This window comes from Bradyrhizobium ivorense (assembly GCF_900696085.1).
In the GTDB taxonomy this organism is placed as follows: Bacteria; Pseudomonadota; Alphaproteobacteria; order Rhizobiales; family Xanthobacteraceae; genus Bradyrhizobium; species Bradyrhizobium ivorense.
In genome coordinates this window covers 112,894-132,933 of sequence record NZ_CAADFC020000005.1, presented here as the reverse complement: position 1 = coordinate 132,933, position 20,040 = coordinate 112,894, and the positions used below count along the sequence as shown (strand labels likewise).

The window sequence follows — 20,040 nt, the reverse complement described above, 5'->3', positions numbered from 1 at the left end:
CGCGGCATCATTCCATTGTCGCGCTTAAGTTGCCTGTGGCCTTGCTACGCTTTTTGCAAAGTTTACGAGCGTGTCAGCCGCCCCGGCTGCTCGGGGCTGGCGAATCGGGCCGGGACGGCTGACTTTCATCGCACGTGGAGCGCACGATGAACGGCGATCGCCGTGCGGTCGATTCACGCGCACCAAGGTGAATTTGCATCACGCTGCGCGGCTCCCCGAAAGTGACGATGGTCATCTTCCGCCGGTTTGGCGGCCTGCCTATCGTTCGCCCCGTCACTGGAAACCGCCGCGAGATCGACAATGTCTCGGGCCCACGGAGCGAGAGATCATGAGCATTTTTGGAAGCATCATGGGTGCGATTTTTGGCCATGGCGCCCAGGCCAAGACTACGTCTCCTGCAACCGAAACCGCGGGTGCCCCTGGCGCATCGCCGGCAACATCGACCGCGTCAGCTGCGCCCGGAACCTCGGCGACGCCGACGGTCGACGTCGCAGCGATCGTCGACAAGGCGGCCGCCGCCAAGGGCGAGAAGCTCGATTGGCGCACCTCGATCGTCGACCTGATGAAGGCGCTTGGCCTCGACAGCAGCCTTTCGCCAAGGAATTGCACTACACCGGCGACACCGACAACACCGCCGCGATGAACGTCTGGCTGCATCAGCAGGTGATGGCCAAGCTCGCCGCCAACGGCGGCAAGCTGCCGGACGATATCAAGTCCTGACGACCTGCGCTGACGCGCTGCGAGGCGCTCGCGGCAGCCGAGCGGCCTCGCACGCCTCGGACCGACGTGTATCGCGTGAGGAGCAGTTGCCATGGCTTCGCATCATCTCGCCATCATGCGCGGGTTGCGGCCCGCCGTTGTGCGTTCCGCCGCCCTGATCGGCGCGGCTCCGGTAGTCGTCGCGATGGCGCTCGGCATCTGGGTGGCCGTCGCATATGCGGATAATGCGAACGGCGAGCCACCGCCGCAGGCGGATGCGAACCTCCAGCGTGCCGCGCAGAGCCCGCCGCCGGCGCGGGTGATCTTGCCGGCCCCATGGGAGCAGGCCGCTCCCGCGCGCCCCGTCACGGCGCCGGCCGAGCCGACCAATCGTAGATAGTCCGCGCCACTTGCACCGCGCGCAGCCCTGCATCGACATGCCGGGCCGGCGCGCCCCCCTTCGAGAACGGGAGATCACATGCTGAAGGAATTCCGCGAATTCGCCATGAAGGGCAACGTCGTCGATCTCGCCGTCGGCGTCATCATCGGCGCTGCGTTCGGCGCCATCGTCACCTCGCTGGTCGGCGACATCATCATGCCGATCATCGGCGCGATCACCGGCGGCCTCGACTTCTCCAACTATTTCACCGGACTTTCCAAGGCCGTGACCGCGACCAATCTGGCCGACGCCAAGAAGCAGGGCGCCGTGCTGGCCTGGGGCAACTTCCTAACCCTGACGCTCAACTTCCTGATCGTCGCCTTCGTGCTGTTCATGGTCATTCGCGCCATGAACCAGTTCAAGCGCAAGGAAGCGGTTGCGCCCGCCGAGCCGCCGAAGCCGACCAGAGAGCAGGAGTTGCTCGGCGAAATCCGCGACCTCCTGAAGTCGCGCGTCTAACGCATTCTCGCGCGAAGCGGATGCCGGTTCGCGTGATCTCATCGCGCTTCGGCCGGCACGTCGCGCGCCGTTCCACCAGCACTGTCCTATTCCGGAGATAGCCATGACGGACAAGGTCAAGCTGCCCCGAAAACTGTCTCAGGAGCCCGGTGCGCCGGCGCCGCTGCGGCCGAGCCACGAGCGGGTCATCGAGGATTTGGACCGCTGGGCCAACAGCCCCGGCCTCCAGCCGCCGACGGCCGATGATGCCGAGAACGACGACGGCAAGGCGCGCTCGCGTGAGTGACGAAGCGCGGCGGGGCGGTGCGGCGCCCTATCCAATCCGAGTTCGGCGAACGACGATTGGCTGCGGCCGTAGAGCCACGATCAGGGCCGTCGTGCCGTTGCGATCATCGCAGTCGAGGGTATTGGGAAGATATCGCCGACCCGCCCGCGCTCGATTTCGCTCCAGAATGCGCGGGCGACGGCGGCGCGCTGTTCATCGTCCAGCGCATTCCAATGCGAGATGAAGGGGAACAGCCGCTCGACACCATTGAAGTCGGCGACATCGAGGCCGAAGTCGCGCGTGACTTCGGTGATGACAGGTGGTGCGAAGCCGGCGTCGACGACGGCCGCAGCGAAACGCGCGGGATCGGCAAGCTGAGCGAGCCCTGCCGCGGGCGGCGGACCGAGACGATCGGGATAGAGCGTGCGGACGATCCGCGACACCAGCATGTGCACCCCGCCGCCGTCGGCGCTGTTCCACACCGCGATCGCCGCGGCTCCGCCCGGCCGCGTCACCCGCGCCATCTCGCGCAGGCCGGCGCGCCAGTCCGGAAACAGCATGACGCCGAACACCGACAGCACGGCGTCGAACGCGGCGTCGGGCAGGTCGAGCGCCTGGCCGTCCATCTGCCGCGCCTCAATATTTTGCACGCCATGCGCGCGCACCCGCTGCACCATGCCGGCGGAGAAATCGATCGCGGTGACCTTGGCGCCGATGCGGGCGGCGGCCAGCGCCGCGGCGCCGGTACCGGTCGCGACGTCGAGCACCTTTGACGACGGGCCGATGTCGAGGGTTTTGAGCGCGGCTTCGGCGTAGTGCATCGTGAACGGCTGCGACTGCGCTTCGTAGGTGGCGACCATCTTGTCCCAATGCGCGGGATCGTTGAACGGCTGATGATGCGCGGGCTCACTTTGCGGCATGGATCTGGTCCTTGAGGGTCTGCCGGTGTTTTGCCAGCCGGCGCTTGAAATCCTTGGCGAGCGCCTCCAGCGTCACCGCGCCGAGCCGCTTCAGAAACAGCGCCTCGACCTCGCGAAACGTGTCGCCGAGCGCGTCGTTGACGGCCTGCTCGACCAGGCAGCCGGGGTTCTCCGAGCGATGGCTCATCGCGACGATGGTGGGCGCGCCGACCGCGCGGTAGATCTCGGCGAGCGTGATGGCGGCGGGATCGCGCGCCAGCGTCCAGCCGCCGCCATGGCCCTTCTCGGAGCGGACCAGCCCCTGCTCGCGCAGCCCGGCCATGACGCGGCGGACCACGACCGGGTTGGTCGCCATCGCGGTTGCGAGGTGCTCCGACGTGACGGGCTCGCCCGCGCCGATCATGTGGAGCAGGCCGTGCAGCACGCCGGATAAACGGCTGTCGCGTATCATGTAACTTCATATGTTACATGATGGCGCCGCCGTCAAGAGGGGCCGGCGGGACAGCCGATCATCACCCCGCACTCATGCCCTGCGCGCCGCCGAGCAGTTTTGCGTTGAGCCGGCCGCCGTCGAACAGCATCTCGTTGACCGCGCCGTCGATGTCGTCGGCGGTGACGTCCTGGCCGCCGTCCCTGACGATGCTGGCCTGGGCGAGGCGCCGCATCAGCTCTTTGATGAAGGCGGCGCTGACCCCCGCGGTGCGTCGCACCGCCTCGTCGACGATCGGCTGCGCGAGCGGCAGGCCCTTGCCGTAGAGCCGGACCAGCTTGCTGCGCCCGGCCTCGTCGGGCAGCGGCACCTCGATCGCCTGGTCGATGCGGCCGGGCCGGCCGGCCAGCGCGCCTTCTAGTTCCTCGGGGCGGTTGGTGGTCAGCACGAACAGGATGTCGCAATCCTCCTTCAGGCCGTCCATCTCGTTGAGCAGTCTGTTGAGCAGCGATTCCTCGCAAGGGGAATCCATCTCGTCGCGATCGCGGGCGATCAGGTCGACGTCCTCGATCACAACCATGGTCGGCTGCAGCAGCCGCGCCAGGCTCATATAGGCACCGAGCAAGCCGACCTGTTCGGCGGTGATGATCAGCGTGGTATGGCCCGGCAAATTGGTGGCGAGATAGCGAATGGTGTGGGTCTTGCCGGTGCCGGGCGGGCCGTAGAGCAGGATGCCCTTGCGGGTCGACTGGCCGAGCCTGCGCAGCAGCTCGCGGCTGCCGACGAAGTCGAGCACGTTGCGCTCGAGCAGCCGCAGCGTCTTTTCCGGCAGGATCACCGCGTCACGGTCGACCGTCGGCAGGCGATGCACGGTCACGCCGCGTGAGCGGCCGCTATAGTCGGCGTCGCCGTCGAGCGAGAGGATTTTGCCGCGATAGGATCGCGCGGCGTCCACCGCCATTTCCAGCTCGGCGAAGATGCGCTGCACGAAGGCGTTGCCAGCCATACCGGCCGGCACCACAAGCTCGATCCGCATTCCCGACTCGCGGTTGTAGTCACGATGGAAGGCGAGCAGCACCGCATAGCGCAACTCGCCGCTGCGGCACAGCCATAGTCCATTGACCAGGCATTTGACCGGCTGCGCCTCGCCGATATCGACATCGTGGTATTGCGGCGGCGCGATTGCCGGCGCGCCGCGCCCGTATCGCATCAGCGTTGCGACATCGAGCGTCTCGTAGCGATGTTCCTCATGAATGCCGAAGAAATGGATGGGGTCGGCGAGCAACCGGTCGATCGCGATCTGAACGTCGGCGCGCATGTGGCCGGGAAACAGCCGCGACCGCGTCAGCAGCTGGTTGCGCGGGACGCCGGCGAAATGCCAATCGAGCGCGGTCACGGCAAACTTGAACTCGTCGCCCGGGAGCTCTTCCGAACTCCTCCTGACGGCCAGCACGCAGCCGCTGCAAAGGCATACCTTCCTGTCGTTGAGAAAGATATTGGTCACCGATCTTTGCGCGTCACAGAGATCGCACGGGCGCACCGCATCGACGGCTTCGGCCGTGATCAGCAGCGGCTGCTCGTCGTCGCGGATCAGCTGCTGCGCGGCCTCCAGCAGCGCCCTGGCCACTTGAGCGGGAAATGGGCCGCAAATGATACCGTACTGGTCCTCGATTTGCGCAGCGACCGTAATCGCTTCCCGCTCGGACTTGCCGAACACCACGCGCAGCAGGTGCCGGACGAAGCTCAGTGGCGTATCGCCGTCGTCTCGAATGAAGAGTTTGACCGGGCCGTTCTCGGTGAAGACGTCGTGCATGAAAGCCTCAAAACGCTACTGGAAGAGATAAGAACAAAACGAGAACATCATATCGGCCGGAACCCGTCAAGCGAAAGATTTTCCGTCGCAGCTTGAACGTGTGGGATGCCGAACGATCGGCAGGTCCGTACGGCTCGCAATGGTAAACGCCGCGCAATGCCTGTGACGAATTTGTGCAGCGGCGAATGCCAGGAAGACCTGCCGACGGAATTGCCAAGACATCGCCGCCCCAGCGGCAAACTTCCGACACATCATCGGGGCGAAAAGGGGCGATCGACATGGCCAGCGCGCGAGGGGAGATTCGACTTCAAGCGAATCTTCCGTCGCGCAATTATTTTATGAGGCTCTCGTGTCGCACAAACTTGGTTTTGCGATCCTTCTCGTCTTCACGCTGTTGCTTTCTCCTGCCGTCGCGCAGCCGCCCGCCAAGCCGGCGCCGCCGCAACAAAATACCAGCGATGCGCTGACGCCCGAACAGGCGAAGCGCGCGCTCGACACGCTGCAGGACGACAAGAAACGCGGCGAGATCATCAACACGCTGCGCGCGATCGCCACCGCCTCGCCGCAGGCCGCGCAGAGCGCGCAGCCTGCGGCGGAGCCGTCCCCGATCCCGCTGTCCGCCGACAGTCTCGGCGCGCAACTGCTGTTGATGGTGTCGGAGCAGGTCACCGAGGTCTCGAGCCAGGTCGCCGACGTCGCGCGCACGCTGACGCATTTCCCCGCCTTCTATTACTGGTTCCTGCGCACCGCCAACGATCCGGCCGCCTACGGCCAATTGATCGATATCGCCTGGAAGCTGGCGCTGGTGTTCGGCTGCGCGCTCGCCGCCGAATGGGTGGTGTTTCGCCTGATCAAGCGGCCGGTGGCGTTTCTGGAGCAGCGGCTGCCGCAGACCGCGCGCGTGCCGGTGCAGACGCTGGCGAGCGTCGATCCGCCGTCCTCGGTGGCCGATGTCACCCCGCAGGGCGAGCTGCAGCGCCGCCGGCTCAGCCTGGCGCGGGCCTGGCAGTCGCTGATCCGGCTGCCCTTCGTGCTCGGACGGCTGGTGCTCGAATTGCTGCCGGTGGTCGCCTTTGTCGGCCTTGCCACCATGCTGCTCGGCACCGAGATCGGCGACCAGTCGACCACGCGCCTCGTGATCCTTGCCGTGGTCAACGCCTACGCATTCTCGCGCGCGCTGATCTGCGCGGTGCGGGCGCTGGCCGGCCCGTTCGGGCTGTTTCGCGTTCGCGCCGAGACCGCGGCCTATATCGAGATCTGGGCCCGCCGCATCGTCGCCGTCGGCGTGTCCGGCATCGCCTTTGCCAATGTCGCGCTGCTGCTCGGGCTGTCGCGCGCCGGCTATGCCGCGATCCTGCGGCTGGTGATGCTGGTCGTGCATCTGTTCATCGTCGTCATCATCCTGCAGTGCCGCCGCCAGGTCGCCGACGCCATCCGCGCGCCGGCCGACCGCGCCGGCGTCGCGGCGCGGATCCGCAACCGCGTCGCCGGCCTCTGGCACGTGCTGGCGATCGCGCTCGATCTCGCGCTGTGGGCGGTGTGGGCGCTCAACATCCGCAACGGCTATTCGCTGCTGCTGCAATATTTCGTCGGCACCATCGCGGTGCTCCTGATCACCCGCCTCGTCACCATGGTGGTGCTGAGCCTGATCGACCGCGGCTTCCGCATCTCGCCGGATCTGCTGCAACGCTTCCCGGGGCTGGAGTCGCGCGCCAACCGCTATCTGCCGCTGCTGCGCCGGGTGGTGTCGGCGGTGATCGCCTTTATCGGCTTCGTCGCGCTGCTGGAGGTCTGGGGCGTCGACGCCATCGTCTGGTTCTATGGCGGCCAGATCGGCTCCCGCCTGATCTCGGCGCTGGTGACGATCGGGATCGCCGCGCTCGCCGCCGCCGTGATCTGGGAGGTCGCCAATGCGCTGATGGACCGCCAGATCAACACGCTGTCGCGCGAGGGGCATTTTGCCCGTGCCGCGCGGCTCCGCACCTTCCAGCCGATGCTGCGCACCGCGCTGTTCTGCGTCATCGTCGCCGTGGTCGGCCTCACGGCGCTGAGCGAGATCGGCGTCAATGTGGCGCCGCTGCTCGCCGGCGCCGGCATCGTCGGCATCGCGATCGGCTTCGGCTCGCAAAAACTGGTTCAGGATTTGATCACCGGGCTGTTCCTCCTGATCGAGAACACCGTGCAGGTCGGCGACAACGTCACGGTGTCGGGCCTGTCCGGCGTGGTCGAGAACGTCTCGATCCGCACCATGCGGCTGCGCGCCGGCGATGGCTCGGTGCATGTCGTGCCGTTCAGCGCGGTGACCACGATCACCAATGCCAGCCGCGGCGCCGGCAATGCGTCGGTCAGCGTCAACGTGTCCTACAAGGAGGACACCGACCGCGCCGGCGAGATCCTGAAGGACATCGTCGCCGAGATGCGCCAGGAAACCGCGTATCGCGCGCTGATCCGCGGCGATCTCGAATTGTGGGGCGTCGACAAGGTCGACGGCTCGATGGTGACGATCGTCGGCCAGATCCGGTGCACCGATGGCGGCCGCTGGTCGGTGCAGCGTGAGTTCAACCGCCGCATGAAGCGCCGCTTCCAGGAGAGCGGCATCGAGATCGCCTCGATGGGCCAGACCATCCTGATGCAGATCCCTCCACCTGCGGAGCCGGACGCCGACGCGAGGCCGCGCCGCGCCGCCAGCTAAGAGCCGAATTCCACTTCACCTCGCCCCGCTTGCGGGGAGAGGTCGGAACGCATCGCAGATGCGTTCCGGGTGAGGGGGGTCTCCTCGAGAGTATCTCTCGCCCGCATCTGCGGTGGCGCAGGAACGAGAGGCTCGACGCGTCTCACGGTTGCGACACCGTCTCGCGACAGCGAGACGGCAACGACCTGACCAACCCCCAACCACCGTGTGCAGCCGGCCGAAAGCGCCGCATTTCGCTTCCTTCCCTGCGATTTTCACGATGGCACAGCGCTTGCTCAATGTGCTGCGAATGCGCGGCAAGACGCATTGCATCTCAACCGTAAAGCCAGAAGGAAACGCACATGGAGCTTGGCTATTTCACCATGCCCTCGCATCCGCCGGAGTGCGGATTGAAGGAGGGCCACGACTGGGACCTGCAGACCCTGCGCTGGCTCGATGAGCTCGGCTATCAGGAGGCCTGGATCGGCGAGCACCACACCGCGCCGTGGGAGCCGCATCCGTCGCCCGATCTCTTGATGGCGCAGGCGCTGATGCAGACAAAGAATTTGCGCATCGGCCCCGGCGGCTTCCTGCTGCCCTATCACCACCCCGCCGAGCTCGCCAACCGCGTCGCGATGCTCGATCACCTCTCGAACGGGCGGATGAACTTTGGCGTGGCGGCGAGCGGCCTGCCGAGCGACTGGGCGATGTTCAACGTCGACGGCATGTCCGGCCAGAACCGCGACATGACCCGCGAGGCGCTGGAGATCATCCTGAAGATGTGGACCGAGCCGGGGCCCTGGACCCACAAGGGCAAGTTCTGGACGGTGACGAAGCCGGACACCATGTTCGACTTCCTCAAGCCGCACATCAAGCCGCTGCAAGCGCCGCATCCGCCGATCGGCGTCGCCGGTCTGTCGAAGAATTCCGACACGCTCAAGCTTGCCGGCGAGCGCGGCTTCATCCCGATGAGCCTCAACCTCAACCCGGCCTATGTCGGCAGCCATTGGGACTCGGTGGAAGCCGGCGCCGCCAAGACCGGCCGCAAGCCGAGCCGCAAGGACTGGCGGCTGGTGCGCGAGGTGTTCGTCGCCGATACCGACGAGGAGGCGTGGCGGCTCTCGACCGGCGACATGATGGGCCGGATGATGAGCGAATACTTCCTGCCGTTGCTAGGCCATTTCGGCTTCAAGGACTATCTGAAGCACGCGCCCGACGTGCCTGACAGCGATGTCACCGTCGAATATTGCGCGCGCCGGAATTGGATCGTCGGCTCGCCCAAGACTGTCACCGAGAAGATCGAGCAAATCTACCAGGAGGTCGGCGGTTTCGGCGTGCTCCTGGTGTTCGGCTTCGACTACAAGCACAAGCCGGAAGCCTGGCGGCACTCCCTGGACCTGCTCAAGAACGAGGTGATGCCGAAGCTCAAGCATCTCGGCGCCGAGTTCGAGAAGGCTGCATGACTGCTGCGCGGGGTGCGGGGCTTGCCTCGCACCCCGTGTTCCATATCTTAAGCGGAGTTTTTTGCTACCGAGGTTGGCGGAATGACGGTCGACGCACAGAGTTTCAAGCAGGCGATGCGCCATTGCGCCGGCGCGGTTGCGCTGGTGACGGTCGGTCGGGAGGCTGGGCAGCGCACCGGGCTGACCGTGACCTCGGCCTGCTCGCTGTCCGACAACCCGCCCTCGGTCCTGGTTTGCGTTAACCGGAATGCCAGCGCCCATGCCCGCATCCGCGAGGAGCGCCATTTCGTCATCAACTTCCTGAACGAGGAGCACGCGCTGCTGGCGCTGACCTTTTCGGGCCAGAAGGGCGTCAACGGCGACGACCGTTTTGCGTTTGGCAACTGGACGGTCGGCGCCACCGGCGCCCCGGTGCTGGAGGACGCGGTCGCGGCTTTCGACTGCGTGCTGACCCAGGAGCTCGAGACCAAGACGCACTCGGTCTTCATCGGCGAGGTCAAGCACGTCCGCGCCGCCACCGCGGTCGATCCCTTGATCTACCTGCGCAGCGGTTTTCAGAGCGTGCGCAACATCCACGATCCGGTCGTGCTCGGCGACCTCGACGCCCGTCGCATCAGCTGGAACGAGTTTTCCTGAGAAACCCGTCGACGCGGCTCTCCTATAGTGTGGTGAGGTTAGGTCGAACGGCGACGGCGCTTGTGCCCCTCTCCCCGTTCTTACGCTAGGGCATGCGCACATCTGGTGCGAGGGCTTACAGGTCAGGAAGGCACCACCGGATGGGTTCCCTCCCCCCTTGCGGGGGAGGGTTAGGGAGAGGGGTAAGCCGCACGGGCGGTGTTTGTGGCTTACCCCTCTCTCCAACTCTCCCCCGCAAGGGGGGAGAGAGCCCTCCCACCTCCCGTGCAGCCTCAAGCAAGATCGGCTGAGTGAGGGGGTTGGGGTGAGGGCCTGTCTCCGCACGCCGCTCGCGCTCGGCCTATCTGAGCCACACCAGCATCGGCACGGGCGCGCGGCCCGCGCACGACAGCGTCCCCTCATAGGCGTGCGTCTTGCGGGCGCTGTATTTGCAGGGTGCATCATCCAGCACCAGCTCCGCCGTCACCTGTGAGTCGGAGCCGGCGAATTGCAGCCTGATCTCGCCGGCGCGTTCGTCCGGACCGTCCTGGGTGCAGATCCCGACGTGCTTCATCTTCAGCGGACCGGAAAATTGCTTGCCCGGTCCCGGCTCGCTTTCGCTGAGATTGCCGGTCAATTCCCATTCGCCCAGCACGCCGGCCTGCGCGAGGAACTCCATCGCGTTGAGCCGAGGGGCGTGACAAAGACAGAGCGCGACGGTGCCGAGCAGCACCGCCCAACCGTCGCGCCTGATGGTCCGTCGCATCACAGCTTGCTTCCGGTTGTCTGCCGGAGCTCGATCAGGTCCGGTCGCGACACGTTGGCATCCGCGGTGAGCCGGGCGATCTGCGCCGCGCATTCTCCGGTCTTGGCCTGGTCGCCGGCCGCCTTGGCGCTCTTGCTCATCCCGATGTAGGCCGCCAACCGGTTGGGCTCCTTCTTGAGCACGGCCTCATAGGCGGCAAGCGCTTCCTTGGCCTTGCCATCGTCGAGCAGCATCGCCCCGTAGAGCTCGCGCGCCGGTGCCAGCGGCCCCGGCGTCACCGGATGCTTGTCGGTCTTGTCTTCCGCCTCCGCGGCGGCATTCATCGCCTCGAGCGCCGCGTCGTGCTTGCCCTCGGCGTAGAGGATCCATGCGCTCGCGACCTGGCGCTGGATGTCGACGATGTTGGACCAGTAGGCGTCTTTCGCCTCCTTGAGCTTGTCGCGCAGCTCGGCGAGCTTGGCGACATCGCCCTGGGCGGCAGCCGGATCACCGGAGCGCGCGGCGCCGACCGCTCGCGCAAAGTAGGTGATCGCATCCGCGTAAGCGTACTTGGTCTGTTTCGGCTGCAGCGCGGCGGCGGCCTTCCAGTCGCCGCGTTCGAACACATAGCGCGCCTGGCTTGCCGCGACCGCGTACGGTCCGGCGAACCGCTCGAGCCTGAATTGCATCTGGCCGAGTTCGTCGACGACGGCGCGCGCCTCCTCGTCCTGGCCGAGCTGGAGATAGGCATAGACCAGGTAGTCCATGGCGTGGGCCTGATCCTGCTGCTCGCCATCATCCTTGGCGATCCGCGCCGATTCCTTGTTCGAGGCGATCGACTCCTTCCAGTAGCCGACCCGGGTGAAGATATGCGACGGCATGTGCTGGGCATGCGGCGCATGGGCCGCGATCTTCGAATAGCGCGTCGCCGCGTCGAGACCCTTCTCCGCCAGCGCCGGATAGTCGTAGAGATGGATCAGATAATGAGCGACGCCGGGATGGTCGGGCTGGCGCTTGAAGATCGGCTCCAGCAGCGCCGCGCCCTTCAGCTGGTTGGCGTAGGTCTTGTCGGTCGGCAGAGCCGCGACGTTGAGCGTGATTGCATACGCGATCTGGGCCTCGTCATCGTCGGCATAGCGGCTCGCCACCTGCTCTTCGGCGGCGAGGAATCGCTGCACGCGGGTGCGGTGATCGACCTTGTCGTAGTCGACATACATCGCGGCGATCGCATCGATGTAATCCCGCTCGCGGTCCGTCTTCGCGCCCACCGCCTGGCCCTTCTTCACCGCCTCCAGCCCGAGCGGAAGGTTCTCCGGCGGCGGCGGCGCGTGCGGATTGTAGAGATAGCTGAGCGCGATCCCCCAATAGGCGATGCCGCATTGCGGGTCTTCCTTGAGCGCCTCCTCGAAGGTGCGCCGCGATGCGCTGTACCAGAACGAGTGCTGATACCGCATCGCCTGGTCGAACAGCTCCTGCGCCTGCGGCGTGCAGGACGTTGTGAAGTGCACGGTGCCGAGCTGTTGTTCGGCCGAATGTGCGGCGGCAGGTTGCGAAATGGTCGCGGCAACCAGGCCAAGGACCACAGTGAGAGGAAACCGCGTCATGGGACCCGCTCCGTGTCGTCGATGAAAGCGGACACGATATCACCATTTGCGCGCGAGCGGAAATATGACGGCTGCATCGTCGTCCGTTAGCGGGCTGGGTTTTGTGACGTTTGATGTCGTCCGTGAACGATCAGCATTGCTGACTGGTCGGCCAACTCGCCATAGATCCGTACTTCATGATATCGTGCTATCGCGCACCTTAGGGTGACGGACTGGTTTGCTCAGCTTGCTCGGTGTCATCACCCGCGCATGCGGGTGATCCAGTATTCCAGAGGCGGTCGTGCTTGAGCCGATATGCCGCGGCGCACTGGGTCGCCCGGTCCATGTGCGCAATTGCGCACAGGCCGGGCGACGACAACAGTGGGTGAGTGTAAAGCCTCACATCCTCTCAGGATCATAGGAGTGCCACTATGAAGATCGTCGTGATCGGCGGGACCGGCCTGATCGGCTCCAAGACAGTCGCAATCCTGCGCGAGCGCGGCCACGAGGTGGTCGCCGCATCGTCCAAGAGCGGAATCGACATCATCACCGGCGAGGGCCTCAAGGAGGCCATGGCGGGCACGGCGACCGTGATCGACCTCGCCAACTCGCCCTCGTTCGAGAACAAGGCGGTGCTGGAATTCTTCGAGACCGCCGGTCGCAACCTGCTCGCGGCCGAGTCCGCCGCAGGTGTCCGGCATCACGTCGCGCTCTCCATCGTCAACACCGACCGCACGCCGGAGAACGGCTATTTCCGCGCCAAGGTCGCGCAGGAGAAGCTGATCGAGGCGTCCGGCATTCCCTACACGATCATCCGCGCCACCCAGTTCATGGAATTCATCGGCGCCATCGCCGACGCAGGCGCGGTCGGCAACACCGTGAAACTCTCGCCCGGCCTGTTCCAGCCGATCGCGGCGGAAGAGGTGTCCGCCCTGGTCGCGGATATCGCGCTCGAGCCGCCGCGCAACGGCATCGTCGACATTGCCGGCCCCGACCGGGCGCCGTTGGATGAAATCGTCACCCGCTACCTGAAGGCGGTCGGCGACCCGCGCCAGGTCGTGCGCGACCCCGATGCCCTCTACTGGGGCGGCCGCGTCGAGCAGCTTTCGCTGGTGCCGCTCGGCGACGCGCGTCTCGGCCGCATCGACCTGAACGAATGGCTGCGCCGCGCGCGGGCGGGCGGTTGATCATTCGTTCTGAACCCGGTTGACGGCCTCTCTACTGGCCCGATCGAAAGGCGGACCTGCGCGCAACTCTATCAAAGCAGCGTCCATCGCGCCAAAACCGACGCAGGCAGGAACGCGCTGAAGTCGGCTGCTGCCCGGAAGCGCCGATCACCCTTCCGGCACGCCGGCGAGGCGCCAGCCTTCACACAAGCGCTGCAGCCCGGCAAGGTAAATTGGATTGTCGCTTTGTTGAGCTGCGAGCAAGCGACGAATGGTGAAACCTGAGTTGAGCGCAAGTCCCGTTCTCGCAGCAGTTCGCGCCTCATCGAGCGCGCCGGTCAAGGCCAAGGCAGCGGCGAGCGATAAATGAGCGAGATGAAAGTTACGGTTCGCCTCGGTGCTTCGTCGCAGCCAACTGACGGCCTCGACGTCTGAACCAAGCAGCAGCTTGGCCACGCCCGCAAAACACGCCCACTGGTAGGCGAAAACGTCGCGAGGAGAGAGCCGCAAAGCTTCGAGTATATGGCGTTCGGTCTCGGTAGCGCGACCTATGTAGGATTTGGCGAAACCAAGGGCTGCATGAGCGAGGACCAAATTCGGAGCCAGCGCCAACGCATGTTCGAACTCACGGATGCCTTGGGCGGCCCGGTTCGTAAAGGTCTGGACCCAACCCCGAGCCATGTGGGCTGAGGCACTGTTCGGCCTAATCGACAATACCTTGTTCACCATCGCCTCGGCCGCCGCAAGCCGCGCGGGCCCATCATCCGTCGTAAAGCTACCTCCAACTACCGTATCAACATTTGCCAGACCAATCATTGCTTCGACGTTGCCCGGATCGAACTCCAGCGAGCGTTCGAAGAAGCCCCGCGCTTGCGTCACGCATTCAAGGCTAATCCCCTTCATCAACCAGGCCCGGCCCTGGAAGCACAAGTCCATCGCATCGGGATGCAGCGTATGCTCGGCTCGTCGCGCCTCAGCCTCGATGAGCTGGGCACCTAATGTACCGGCGAGGCTCGACACGATTTCGTCCTGCATATCGAACAGGTCGACGACAGGCTTCTCGAAGCGCTCGGCCCAAAGATGCTGGCCGCTCCTGGCATCGATCAGCTGAACATTCATCCGAAGTCGCTTGCCGCTGCGTTGCACTGAGCCTTCGAGCACGTAGCGAACATTCAATTCGCGGCCGACTTGGCGCACATCGACAGCTCTGCCCTTGTATGAGACGGCGCTGTTCTGTGCCATTACAAATGAACCACCGATGCGCGACAGGTCCGTGGTCAGACTCTCGGTTATACCGTCCGCGAAATAGTCCTGCTCACGATCACCGCTCAGGTTCGCGAAGGGTAGCACGACGATGGACAGGCGCGGCGGCGCTTCGCCGGTTCGCTCAATTAGGCCAACCGTCTCATTTGCGGGCCTCCGGTCTTCCTTCACTGCGCAAACGAAGCGGAAACCCTTGCGCGGCAATGTTTTGATCAAGTGCTGTTTCTCGCCGGTGTCGCCGATTGCGCGCCGGGCGGCGTTGAGGCGAGTCGTCAGCGCAGCATCCGAGACGATGCGGCCCTTCCAGATCGCGTTGATGAGATCGTCCTTGCTGACGACGCGCTCTCGGTTTCGGATCAGGTATTCAAGCAGATCGAACACCAGGGGTGTAACAACAACCACGTCCGTCGCGCGCTGCAGTTCGCGCCTGTCGGTATCCAATGCGTAATCCTCAAAAAGAAAACGCAAGCTGCATTCCCTCTCGCGGCTATCTCTGAAATCCAAGGATAAGCTGCCAGCGAAGAAAATGTAAGCGAGCTGTCAAGCGCGCGCCAAGGGACGTGTGCTGGCCACCTCGCCTGGTCGAAATAGCCGGGGCGAGAAAGACTACGTCGCTCGATCGGCGGTCTCAACCGACCGGTGTTGCACACCATAGCTGTCTATTTGAGCGGACGATCGCGTCTGGGGACCAATACCTTCGTCCTCAAACAGCGGCCGGATTGAGTCCAATGGCAGCGCCTGCCTGCTGCGGAGCATTGGTCCGCACGTTGCCTTGGATCTGCCGAAGAAAGCCGACATGCCGTCGTCACCCGACAATGTCCGGTTTTAGGGGGAAAGCCGAATTGGCTGAGTACACCCCTTGGCCGCCTCCGGGGCCGGCACGCCCGATCAAATCTACCCCCGGCGCGGGCTTTTTTGGCCCTTGGGCATGGTGATTTGGCCGGGTTTGGCGTAAAGCAGCCGAAATCACAAATCGCTACGCGCGCGGCCGTGCCATTTGCCGGACCCGGCGCTTCATGTCACGCGGTGCGCTGCGCCGCGCCAACCAAGGTTTTTCCCGTGTCATTCCCGACCACCAGTCCGCCGCTCGCCCGGGCGCTTGCCGAGCGCAGCTACGATCGGCCGACGCCCGTTCAATCCGCCGTGCTTGCCGATGACGCCGTCGGCCGCGACTTGCTGGTGTCGGCGCAGACCGGCTCCGGCAAGACCGTCGCCTACGGGCTCGCGATGGCGAGCGATCTGCTGGCCGAGGCCGAGCGGTTCGCGCCGGCGGCTGCGCCGCTTGCCCTGATCGTCGCGCCGACGCGCGAGCTTGCGTTGCAGGTCCACCGCGAGCTCGCCTGGCTCTATGCGCACGCGGACGCGCGCGTCGTGTCCTGCGTCGGCGGCATGGACCCGCGGCGCGAGCAGCGCGAGCTGGCCGCCGGCGCCCACATCGTGGTAGGCACGCCCGGCCGGCTGTGCGATCATCTGCGCCGCGGCCATCTCGACACCTCCGAGTTGAAGGCCGTCGTGCTCGACGAAGCCGACGAGATGCTCAACCTCGGCTTTCGCGAGGACATGGAATTCATCCTGGAATCGACGCCGGAGACGCGCCGCACCCTGCTGTTCTCGGCGACGTTTCCCCGCGGCATCGTCGCGCTGGCAAAGCAGTATCAGCAGGACGCGTTCCGGATCGAGGTCGCGGGCGACGAGGGCGGCCATGCCGACATCGACTACCGCGCGATCCGGATTGCGCCCGGCGACGTCGAGCACGCCGTCGTCAACGTGCTGCGCTTCTTCGAGGCGCCGAGCGCGCTGGTGTTCTGCAACACGCGCGACGCGGTCCGGCATCTGCAGGCGGCGCTGCTCGAGCGCGGCTTCTCCGTGGTCGCGCTGTCGGGCGAGTTGACCCAGAACGAGCGCACCCAGGCGCTGCAATCGCTGCGCGACGGACGCTCGCGCGTTTGCGTTGCGACCGACGTGGCGGCGCGCGGCATCGATCTGCCGAGCCTCGACCTCGTCATCCATGCCGATCTGCCGAACGACCCGGAGGTGATGCAGCACCGCTCCGGCCGCACCGGCCGCGCCGGCCGCAAGGGCGTCAGCGTGCTGCTGGTGCCGCCGGCACGCCGTCGCCGCGCCGAATTGCTGCTCGATCTCTCCGGCATCGATGCGCTCTGGGGCACCGCGCCGCAGGCCGACGAGATCCGCAGGCTCGATCACGACCGCATGCTGAAGGATGCGGTGTTTTCCGAGGAGGCGACCGCCGACGATCTGGTGCTGGCGCAGGCGCTGCTGGCCGAGCGGTCCGCGGAGCAGATCGCCGCGGCGCTGGCGCGGCTCTATCGCGCGCGGCTGCCGTCGCCCGAGGATATCATCGATCCCGGCGAGATCCGGTCGCGCGACGATCGCGGCCGCGACAAGGCGCGTGCGCGCGGCGACGACCGATCGGAGCGACCGCGCTCGAAGCCGGGCAAGTCCTTGGCGCGCCACGGCATGGCGGAAGACAGCGTCTGGTTCCGCGCCGCGATCGGACGGCGCAAGAACGCCGAAGCGCGCTGGCTGCTGCCGATGATCTGCCGCCGCGGCGGCATCGACAAGCGCGACATCGGCGCGATCAAGATCATGGACACGGTCACCGAGTTCGAGATTTCCGCGCGCGTCGCCGACTCCTTCGCGGTCAAGATCCAGCGACCCGACAAGGAAGACAGCATCCGCATCGAGCCGCTGGCCGGCGCGCCGCAAGGTGAAGCGCCGCCGGACAAGCGCGCGCATGTGCCGCGGCGCGAGGATCGCGACACGCGTGGAGACGAACGGCCGCGCGAGGCGGCACGGCCGAAGCACCACGGCAAGCCATCGCGCGAGGGCGACGCAGAATTTACCGACGAGCGGGGCTTCGGGAAGAAGAACAAGCATCGCAACAAGCCCGGCCACACCGGCGCAGCGGTCGGCGTCACGGCGTGGCCGACCAAAGCTGCGTCCGGAAAGAAGAAGAAAAAGCGCCGCGGCTGAGGAATTGGTTGCTCAGCACGCTCGGTGTCATCACCCGCGCATGCGGGTGATCCAGTATTCCAGAGACGGTAGTGCTTGAGCCGATAGGCCGCGACGTACTGGGTCGCCCGGTCTATGTGCGCAATTGCGCACAAGCCGTGCGACGACAGGTAGTGAGACAAAGCTTCACATCCTCTCAGGGTGACGGTGAGGGAATAAGCTCCCGTAGCCCGGATGCAGCGAAGCGAAATCCGGGGGCAGCATCCGTGGCAAGATTCCCGGATTGCGCTGCGCTCCATCCGGGCTACGAGCTACGAACTTGCGCAATTTCGGAATATTGGAAGGGTAATGGTGAGTTGCCCGACGTGTCAAGCGGCCTGGTCGACGCGGGCGGCCACCCGCCGCTGGCTACTTTGCATGGGGTTGTTTTTCGGGATTTGGTAGCCCGCCCCGCTGCGGGCCCGCAAGCGGGAGTGTGCCAACCCCCTCGCGGCCGCAATTCAACCCGATTTCATCACGCCTTAGCCGTCCAACCCGATCTTCAGCGCCTTGATCTTGCGGTACAGCGTCGCGCGGCTGAGTTTTAGCGCCTTCGCCGCCTCCGTCACGCGCCCGCCGCTCGCCCGGAGCGCGTCCACGACCATTGCGCGCTCGGCCGCGTCGTGATCGGCCACGGCCGCCCGTCCGCCGACGGGCAGATCGAGATCGGCCTCGCCGATGACGCCGCCTTCCGCGGTGCAGCCGGCGAGCCGCAGCACGTGGCGGAGCTGGCGCATGTTGCCGGGGAACGGATAGGCCATCAGCTGCGCCCAGGCGTCGGGCGCGATGCGGTAGTGCGGGGCTTCCTCGTCGGCGATCTGCGCGATCACCTCGCGCTTGTCGGCGCGCTCGCGCAGCGCCGGCAGCCGCACCTCCATGCCGCGCAGCCGGTAATACAGGTCGGCGCGGAAGCTGCCGTCCTCGGCCATCGCTGCGAGGTCGCGATGGGTGGCGCTGATCAGGCGGATGTCGACCGGCACGGGTTTGAGCGCGCCGAGCGGCCACACTTCGCGGTTTTCAAGCACGCGCAACAGCCGCGTCTGCAGCGCCAGCGGCATGTCGCCGATCTCGTCGAGGAACAGCGTGCCGCCGCTCGCCTGCACGATCAGTCCCTTCGAGCCCTCGCGCCGCGCGCCGGTGAAGGCGCCGGCCTCGTAGCCGAACAGCTCGGCATCGATCAGGCTTTCCGGCATCGCCGCGCAGTTCAGCGCGACATAATTGTTGGCGGCGCGGTTGCTGGCGGCGTGGATGGCGCGCGCGAACACGTCCTTACCGGCGCCGGTCTCGCCATGCAGCAGGATCGGCAGATCGAGATTGCCGACCGTCATCAGCCGCTTCACGCCCTTGATCAGCACGGGGTCGTGGCCCGCCAGCCGGTGCAGGCCATCGAACCGTCCCGCCGGCTTGTCGCGCGACGGCGCGGGAGGCGGACGCGGCGATCGTGCGCGCAGCGGCGGCGCCACGCGGCCGTGTCCCCAGGGCGAGCCGTCGGCGCGGCGCAGCGCGACGCGCTCCTCCGAGCTCGGCGCCGCGCGCTCGTCGAGCTGGATCAGCCGCGACAGGTCGATGCCGTCGGATATCATCGCATCGGTCAGGCCGAACGCCGCCCGCGCGCTGCGGCAGGCGCCGACGACGCGGCGGTCGTCGTCATAGGCCAGCATGCCCTGTCCATCGCTGCCGGGCAGGGTGGCGATCCAGGACGCGCGATAACGCCGGCGGAAGAACGATCGTTCGATCCGCCGCGTCGCGTCGGTGGTGACCGCCAGCGCCAGCTCGTGCGCGCCGCGGCCGAGATCGCTACGGCAGGAGGAGATGTTGACGGCACCGGCGAGGCGGCCGGCATGGTCGAACAACGGCGACACCGCGCAGGTGAACATGTGCCACTGCTCGCGAAAATGCTCGTCGCCATGCACGATGATCGGCCGCTGCTCGGCCAGCGCGGTGCCGAGCCCGTTGGTGCCCTCAAAAGTCTCGGCGAAGTTGGAGCCGGTGTAGATCTTCCACTCCAGGAACATCCGCGCGTAGTCGCCTTCCGGCAGGCGGCTCACCAGCATGGTGGCGTTGGGATCGGCGAGATTGACGCAGTAGCCGGAGTCTCGCAGCAGGCGCGCGAGGTCCTCGAGCTCGGGAACCGCGACCTGGATCAATTCCTCCATCGGCTCGGCGACGTGGCGGATTTCGGCCTCGGTCAGCGTCTGCGGCGGCCCGCGCCGCGCCGGATCCAGCTTGTGATTGACCACACAGCGCCGCCACGAGGCCGCAATCCGCGACTCCGCCTCGACGCCGGCCACCTGGCTCGCCGTCGATAAAACACGGGCGACATGATTTGAGGCCGAAAGGTTGGCCATCCAGAGGTCTCCACCCTGTATTTTTGCCGAAGTCTGGCAGCCGGCGAGCGAATGTCAATTGGCCGCCGGGGTCGCGGGGGCAGGCATTTGACACCTCCGACGCGCCGAACGACGATGTCCTCCACAGGTGCAAGCAAGAAGAAGACTGG

General features: G+C 66.0%; 15 protein-coding genes and 1 pseudogene. 9 read left to right on the top strand and 7 right to left on the bottom strand.

Annotated elements, in window-relative coordinates; genetic code table 11:
• Nucleotides 1–328 precede the first annotated feature (328 nt).
• From CI41S_RS09410 to CI41S_RS09395, 4 genes and pseudogenes are all read left to right on the top strand, one after another.
• Nucleotides 329–720 (top strand): annotated as a pseudogene (locus CI41S_RS09410) (DUF3597 domain-containing protein).
• A 91-nt stretch (nucleotides 721–811) separates the two neighbouring features.
• Nucleotides 812–1,099, top strand: coding sequence for a hypothetical protein (locus CI41S_RS09405; protein WP_139858701.1), 288 nt, complete (start codon nucleotides 812–814; stop codon nucleotides 1,097–1,099).
• Nucleotides 1,100–1,177: 78 nt separating this feature from the next.
• On the top strand, nucleotides 1,178–1,597 hold the full coding sequence (gene mscL, locus CI41S_RS09400) for a large conductance mechanosensitive channel protein MscL (protein WP_139858700.1): 420 nt from the start codon (nucleotides 1,178–1,180) through the stop codon (nucleotides 1,595–1,597).
• Between the two features lie 103 nt (nucleotides 1,598–1,700).
• Nucleotides 1,701–1,883 (top strand): hypothetical protein, encoded by a 183-nt coding sequence (locus CI41S_RS09395; RefSeq protein ID WP_139858699.1) that lies wholly within the window; start codon nucleotides 1,701–1,703, stop codon nucleotides 1,881–1,883.
• Nucleotides 1,884–1,963: 80 nt separating this feature from the next.
• Here the strand turns inward: CI41S_RS09395 and CI41S_RS09390 are convergent, their stop codons facing one another.
• The 3 genes from CI41S_RS09390 to CI41S_RS09380 all read right to left on the bottom strand — a co-directional run bounded on the left by CI41S_RS09390 (nucleotide 1,964) and on the right by CI41S_RS09380 (nucleotide 5,025).
• The gene (locus CI41S_RS09390) at nucleotides 1,964–2,782 is read right to left on the bottom strand and encodes a class I SAM-dependent methyltransferase (protein WP_244626453.1); all 819 of its coding nucleotides are present in this window, start codon (nucleotides 2,780–2,782) and stop codon (nucleotides 1,964–1,966) included.
• Complete coding sequence (locus CI41S_RS09385; protein ID WP_139858698.1) at nucleotides 2,769–3,233, bottom strand: Rrf2 family transcriptional regulator; 465 nt, start codon at nucleotides 3,231–3,233, stop codon at nucleotides 2,769–2,771. The genes CI41S_RS09390 and CI41S_RS09385 overlap by 14 nt, the downstream gene beginning before the upstream one ends.
• A 61-nt stretch (nucleotides 3,234–3,294) precedes the next feature.
• Nucleotides 3,295–5,025 (bottom strand): ATP-dependent Clp protease adaptor ClpS, encoded by a 1,731-nt coding sequence (locus CI41S_RS09380; protein ID WP_139858697.1) that lies wholly within the window; start codon nucleotides 5,023–5,025, stop codon nucleotides 3,295–3,297.
• A gap of 349 nt (nucleotides 5,026–5,374) precedes the next feature.
• Between CI41S_RS09380 and CI41S_RS09375 the strand changes: the two genes are divergently transcribed.
• The 3 genes from CI41S_RS09375 (at nucleotide 5,375) to CI41S_RS09365 (ending at nucleotide 9,795) form a co-directional block, all read left to right on the top strand.
• Nucleotides 5,375–7,717, top strand: a complete 2,343-nt coding sequence (locus CI41S_RS09375) for a mechanosensitive ion channel domain-containing protein (protein WP_139858696.1) — start codon at nucleotides 5,375–5,377, stop codon at nucleotides 7,715–7,717.
• A gap of 341 nt (nucleotides 7,718–8,058) precedes the next feature.
• A complete protein-coding gene (locus CI41S_RS09370; protein ID WP_139858695.1) occupies nucleotides 8,059–9,159 on the top strand; it encodes an LLM class flavin-dependent oxidoreductase in 1,101 nt (366 codons plus the stop codon).
• An 81-nt stretch (nucleotides 9,160–9,240) separates the two neighbouring features.
• Nucleotides 9,241–9,795, top strand: coding sequence for a flavin reductase family protein (locus CI41S_RS09365; protein ID WP_139858694.1), 555 nt, complete (start codon nucleotides 9,241–9,243; stop codon nucleotides 9,793–9,795).
• Nucleotides 9,796–10,135: 340 nt separating this feature from the next.
• Here CI41S_RS09365 and CI41S_RS09355 read toward each other — a convergent pair whose 3' ends face one another.
• Nucleotides 10,136–10,540: a hypothetical protein gene (locus CI41S_RS09355; protein ID WP_139858693.1), complete on the bottom strand. Its 405-nt coding sequence runs from the start codon at nucleotides 10,538–10,540 to the stop codon at nucleotides 10,136–10,138.
• Nucleotides 10,540–12,123, bottom strand: coding sequence for a tetratricopeptide repeat protein (locus CI41S_RS09350; RefSeq protein ID WP_244626452.1), 1,584 nt, complete (start codon nucleotides 12,121–12,123; stop codon nucleotides 10,540–10,542). The genes CI41S_RS09355 and CI41S_RS09350 overlap by 1 nt, the downstream gene beginning before the upstream one ends.
• A gap of 410 nt (nucleotides 12,124–12,533) precedes the next feature.
• Here CI41S_RS09350 and CI41S_RS09345 point away from each other — a divergent pair, with 410 nt between their 5' ends.
• A complete protein-coding gene (locus CI41S_RS09345) occupies nucleotides 12,534–13,289 on the top strand; it encodes an SDR family oxidoreductase (RefSeq protein ID WP_139858692.1) in 756 nt (251 codons plus the stop codon).
• Nucleotides 13,290–13,436: 147 nt separating this feature from the next.
• On the opposite strand, the gene CI41S_RS09340 is transcribed toward CI41S_RS09345, so the two are convergent.
• The gene (locus CI41S_RS09340) at nucleotides 13,437–14,999 is read right to left on the bottom strand and encodes a winged helix-turn-helix domain-containing protein (protein ID WP_139858691.1); all 1,563 of its coding nucleotides are present in this window, start codon (nucleotides 14,997–14,999) and stop codon (nucleotides 13,437–13,439) included.
• A 591-nt stretch (nucleotides 15,000–15,590) separates the two neighbouring features.
• On the opposite strand from CI41S_RS09340, the gene CI41S_RS09335 reads away from it, so the two are divergent.
• A complete protein-coding gene (locus tag CI41S_RS09335; RefSeq protein ID WP_139858690.1) occupies nucleotides 15,591–17,525 on the top strand; it encodes a DEAD/DEAH box helicase in 1,935 nt (644 codons plus the stop codon).
• A gap of 500 nt (nucleotides 17,526–18,025) precedes the next feature.
• Here the strand turns inward: CI41S_RS09335 and CI41S_RS09330 are convergent, their stop codons facing one another.
• Complete coding sequence (locus CI41S_RS09330) at nucleotides 18,026–19,891, bottom strand: sigma-54-dependent Fis family transcriptional regulator (protein ID WP_139858689.1); 1,866 nt, start codon at nucleotides 19,889–19,891, stop codon at nucleotides 18,026–18,028.
• Nucleotides 19,892–20,040 lie beyond the last annotated feature (149 nt).

Bases quoted from the DNA above. Each gene is read 5' to 3' on its own strand.
- CI41S_RS09350 (WP_244626452.1), bottom strand. From the start codon at position 12,123: ATGACGCGGTTTCCTCTCACTGTGGTCCTTGGCCTGGTTGCCGCGACC.
- CI41S_RS09370 (WP_139858695.1), top strand. From the start codon at position 8,059: ATGGAGCTTGGCTATTTCACCATGCCCTCGCATCCGCCGGAGTGCGGA.
- CI41S_RS09365 (WP_139858694.1), top strand. From the start codon at position 9,241: ATGACGGTCGACGCACAGAGTTTCAAGCAGGCGATGCGCCATTGCGCC.
- CI41S_RS09405 (WP_139858701.1), top strand. From the start codon at position 812: ATGGCTTCGCATCATCTCGCCATCATGCGCGGGTTGCGGCCCGCCGTT.
- CI41S_RS09345 (WP_139858692.1), top strand. From the start codon at position 12,534: ATGAAGATCGTCGTGATCGGCGGGACCGGCCTGATCGGCTCCAAGACA.
- CI41S_RS09330 (WP_139858689.1), bottom strand. From the start codon at position 19,891: ATGGCCAACCTTTCGGCCTCAAATCATGTCGCCCGTGTTTTATCGACG.
- CI41S_RS09380 (WP_139858697.1), bottom strand. From the start codon at position 5,025: ATGCACGACGTCTTCACCGAGAACGGCCCGGTCAAACTCTTCATTCGA.
- mscL (WP_139858700.1), top strand. From the start codon at position 1,178: ATGCTGAAGGAATTCCGCGAATTCGCCATGAAGGGCAACGTCGTCGAT.
- CI41S_RS09385 (WP_139858698.1), bottom strand. From the start codon at position 3,233: ATGATACGCGACAGCCGTTTATCCGGCGTGCTGCACGGCCTGCTCCAC.
- CI41S_RS09395 (WP_139858699.1), top strand. From the start codon at position 1,701: ATGACGGACAAGGTCAAGCTGCCCCGAAAACTGTCTCAGGAGCCCGGT.
- CI41S_RS09390 (WP_244626453.1), bottom strand. From the start codon at position 2,782: ATGCCGCAAAGTGAGCCCGCGCATCATCAGCCGTTCAACGATCCCGCG.
- CI41S_RS09355 (WP_139858693.1), bottom strand. From the start codon at position 10,540: ATGCGACGGACCATCAGGCGCGACGGTTGGGCGGTGCTGCTCGGCACC.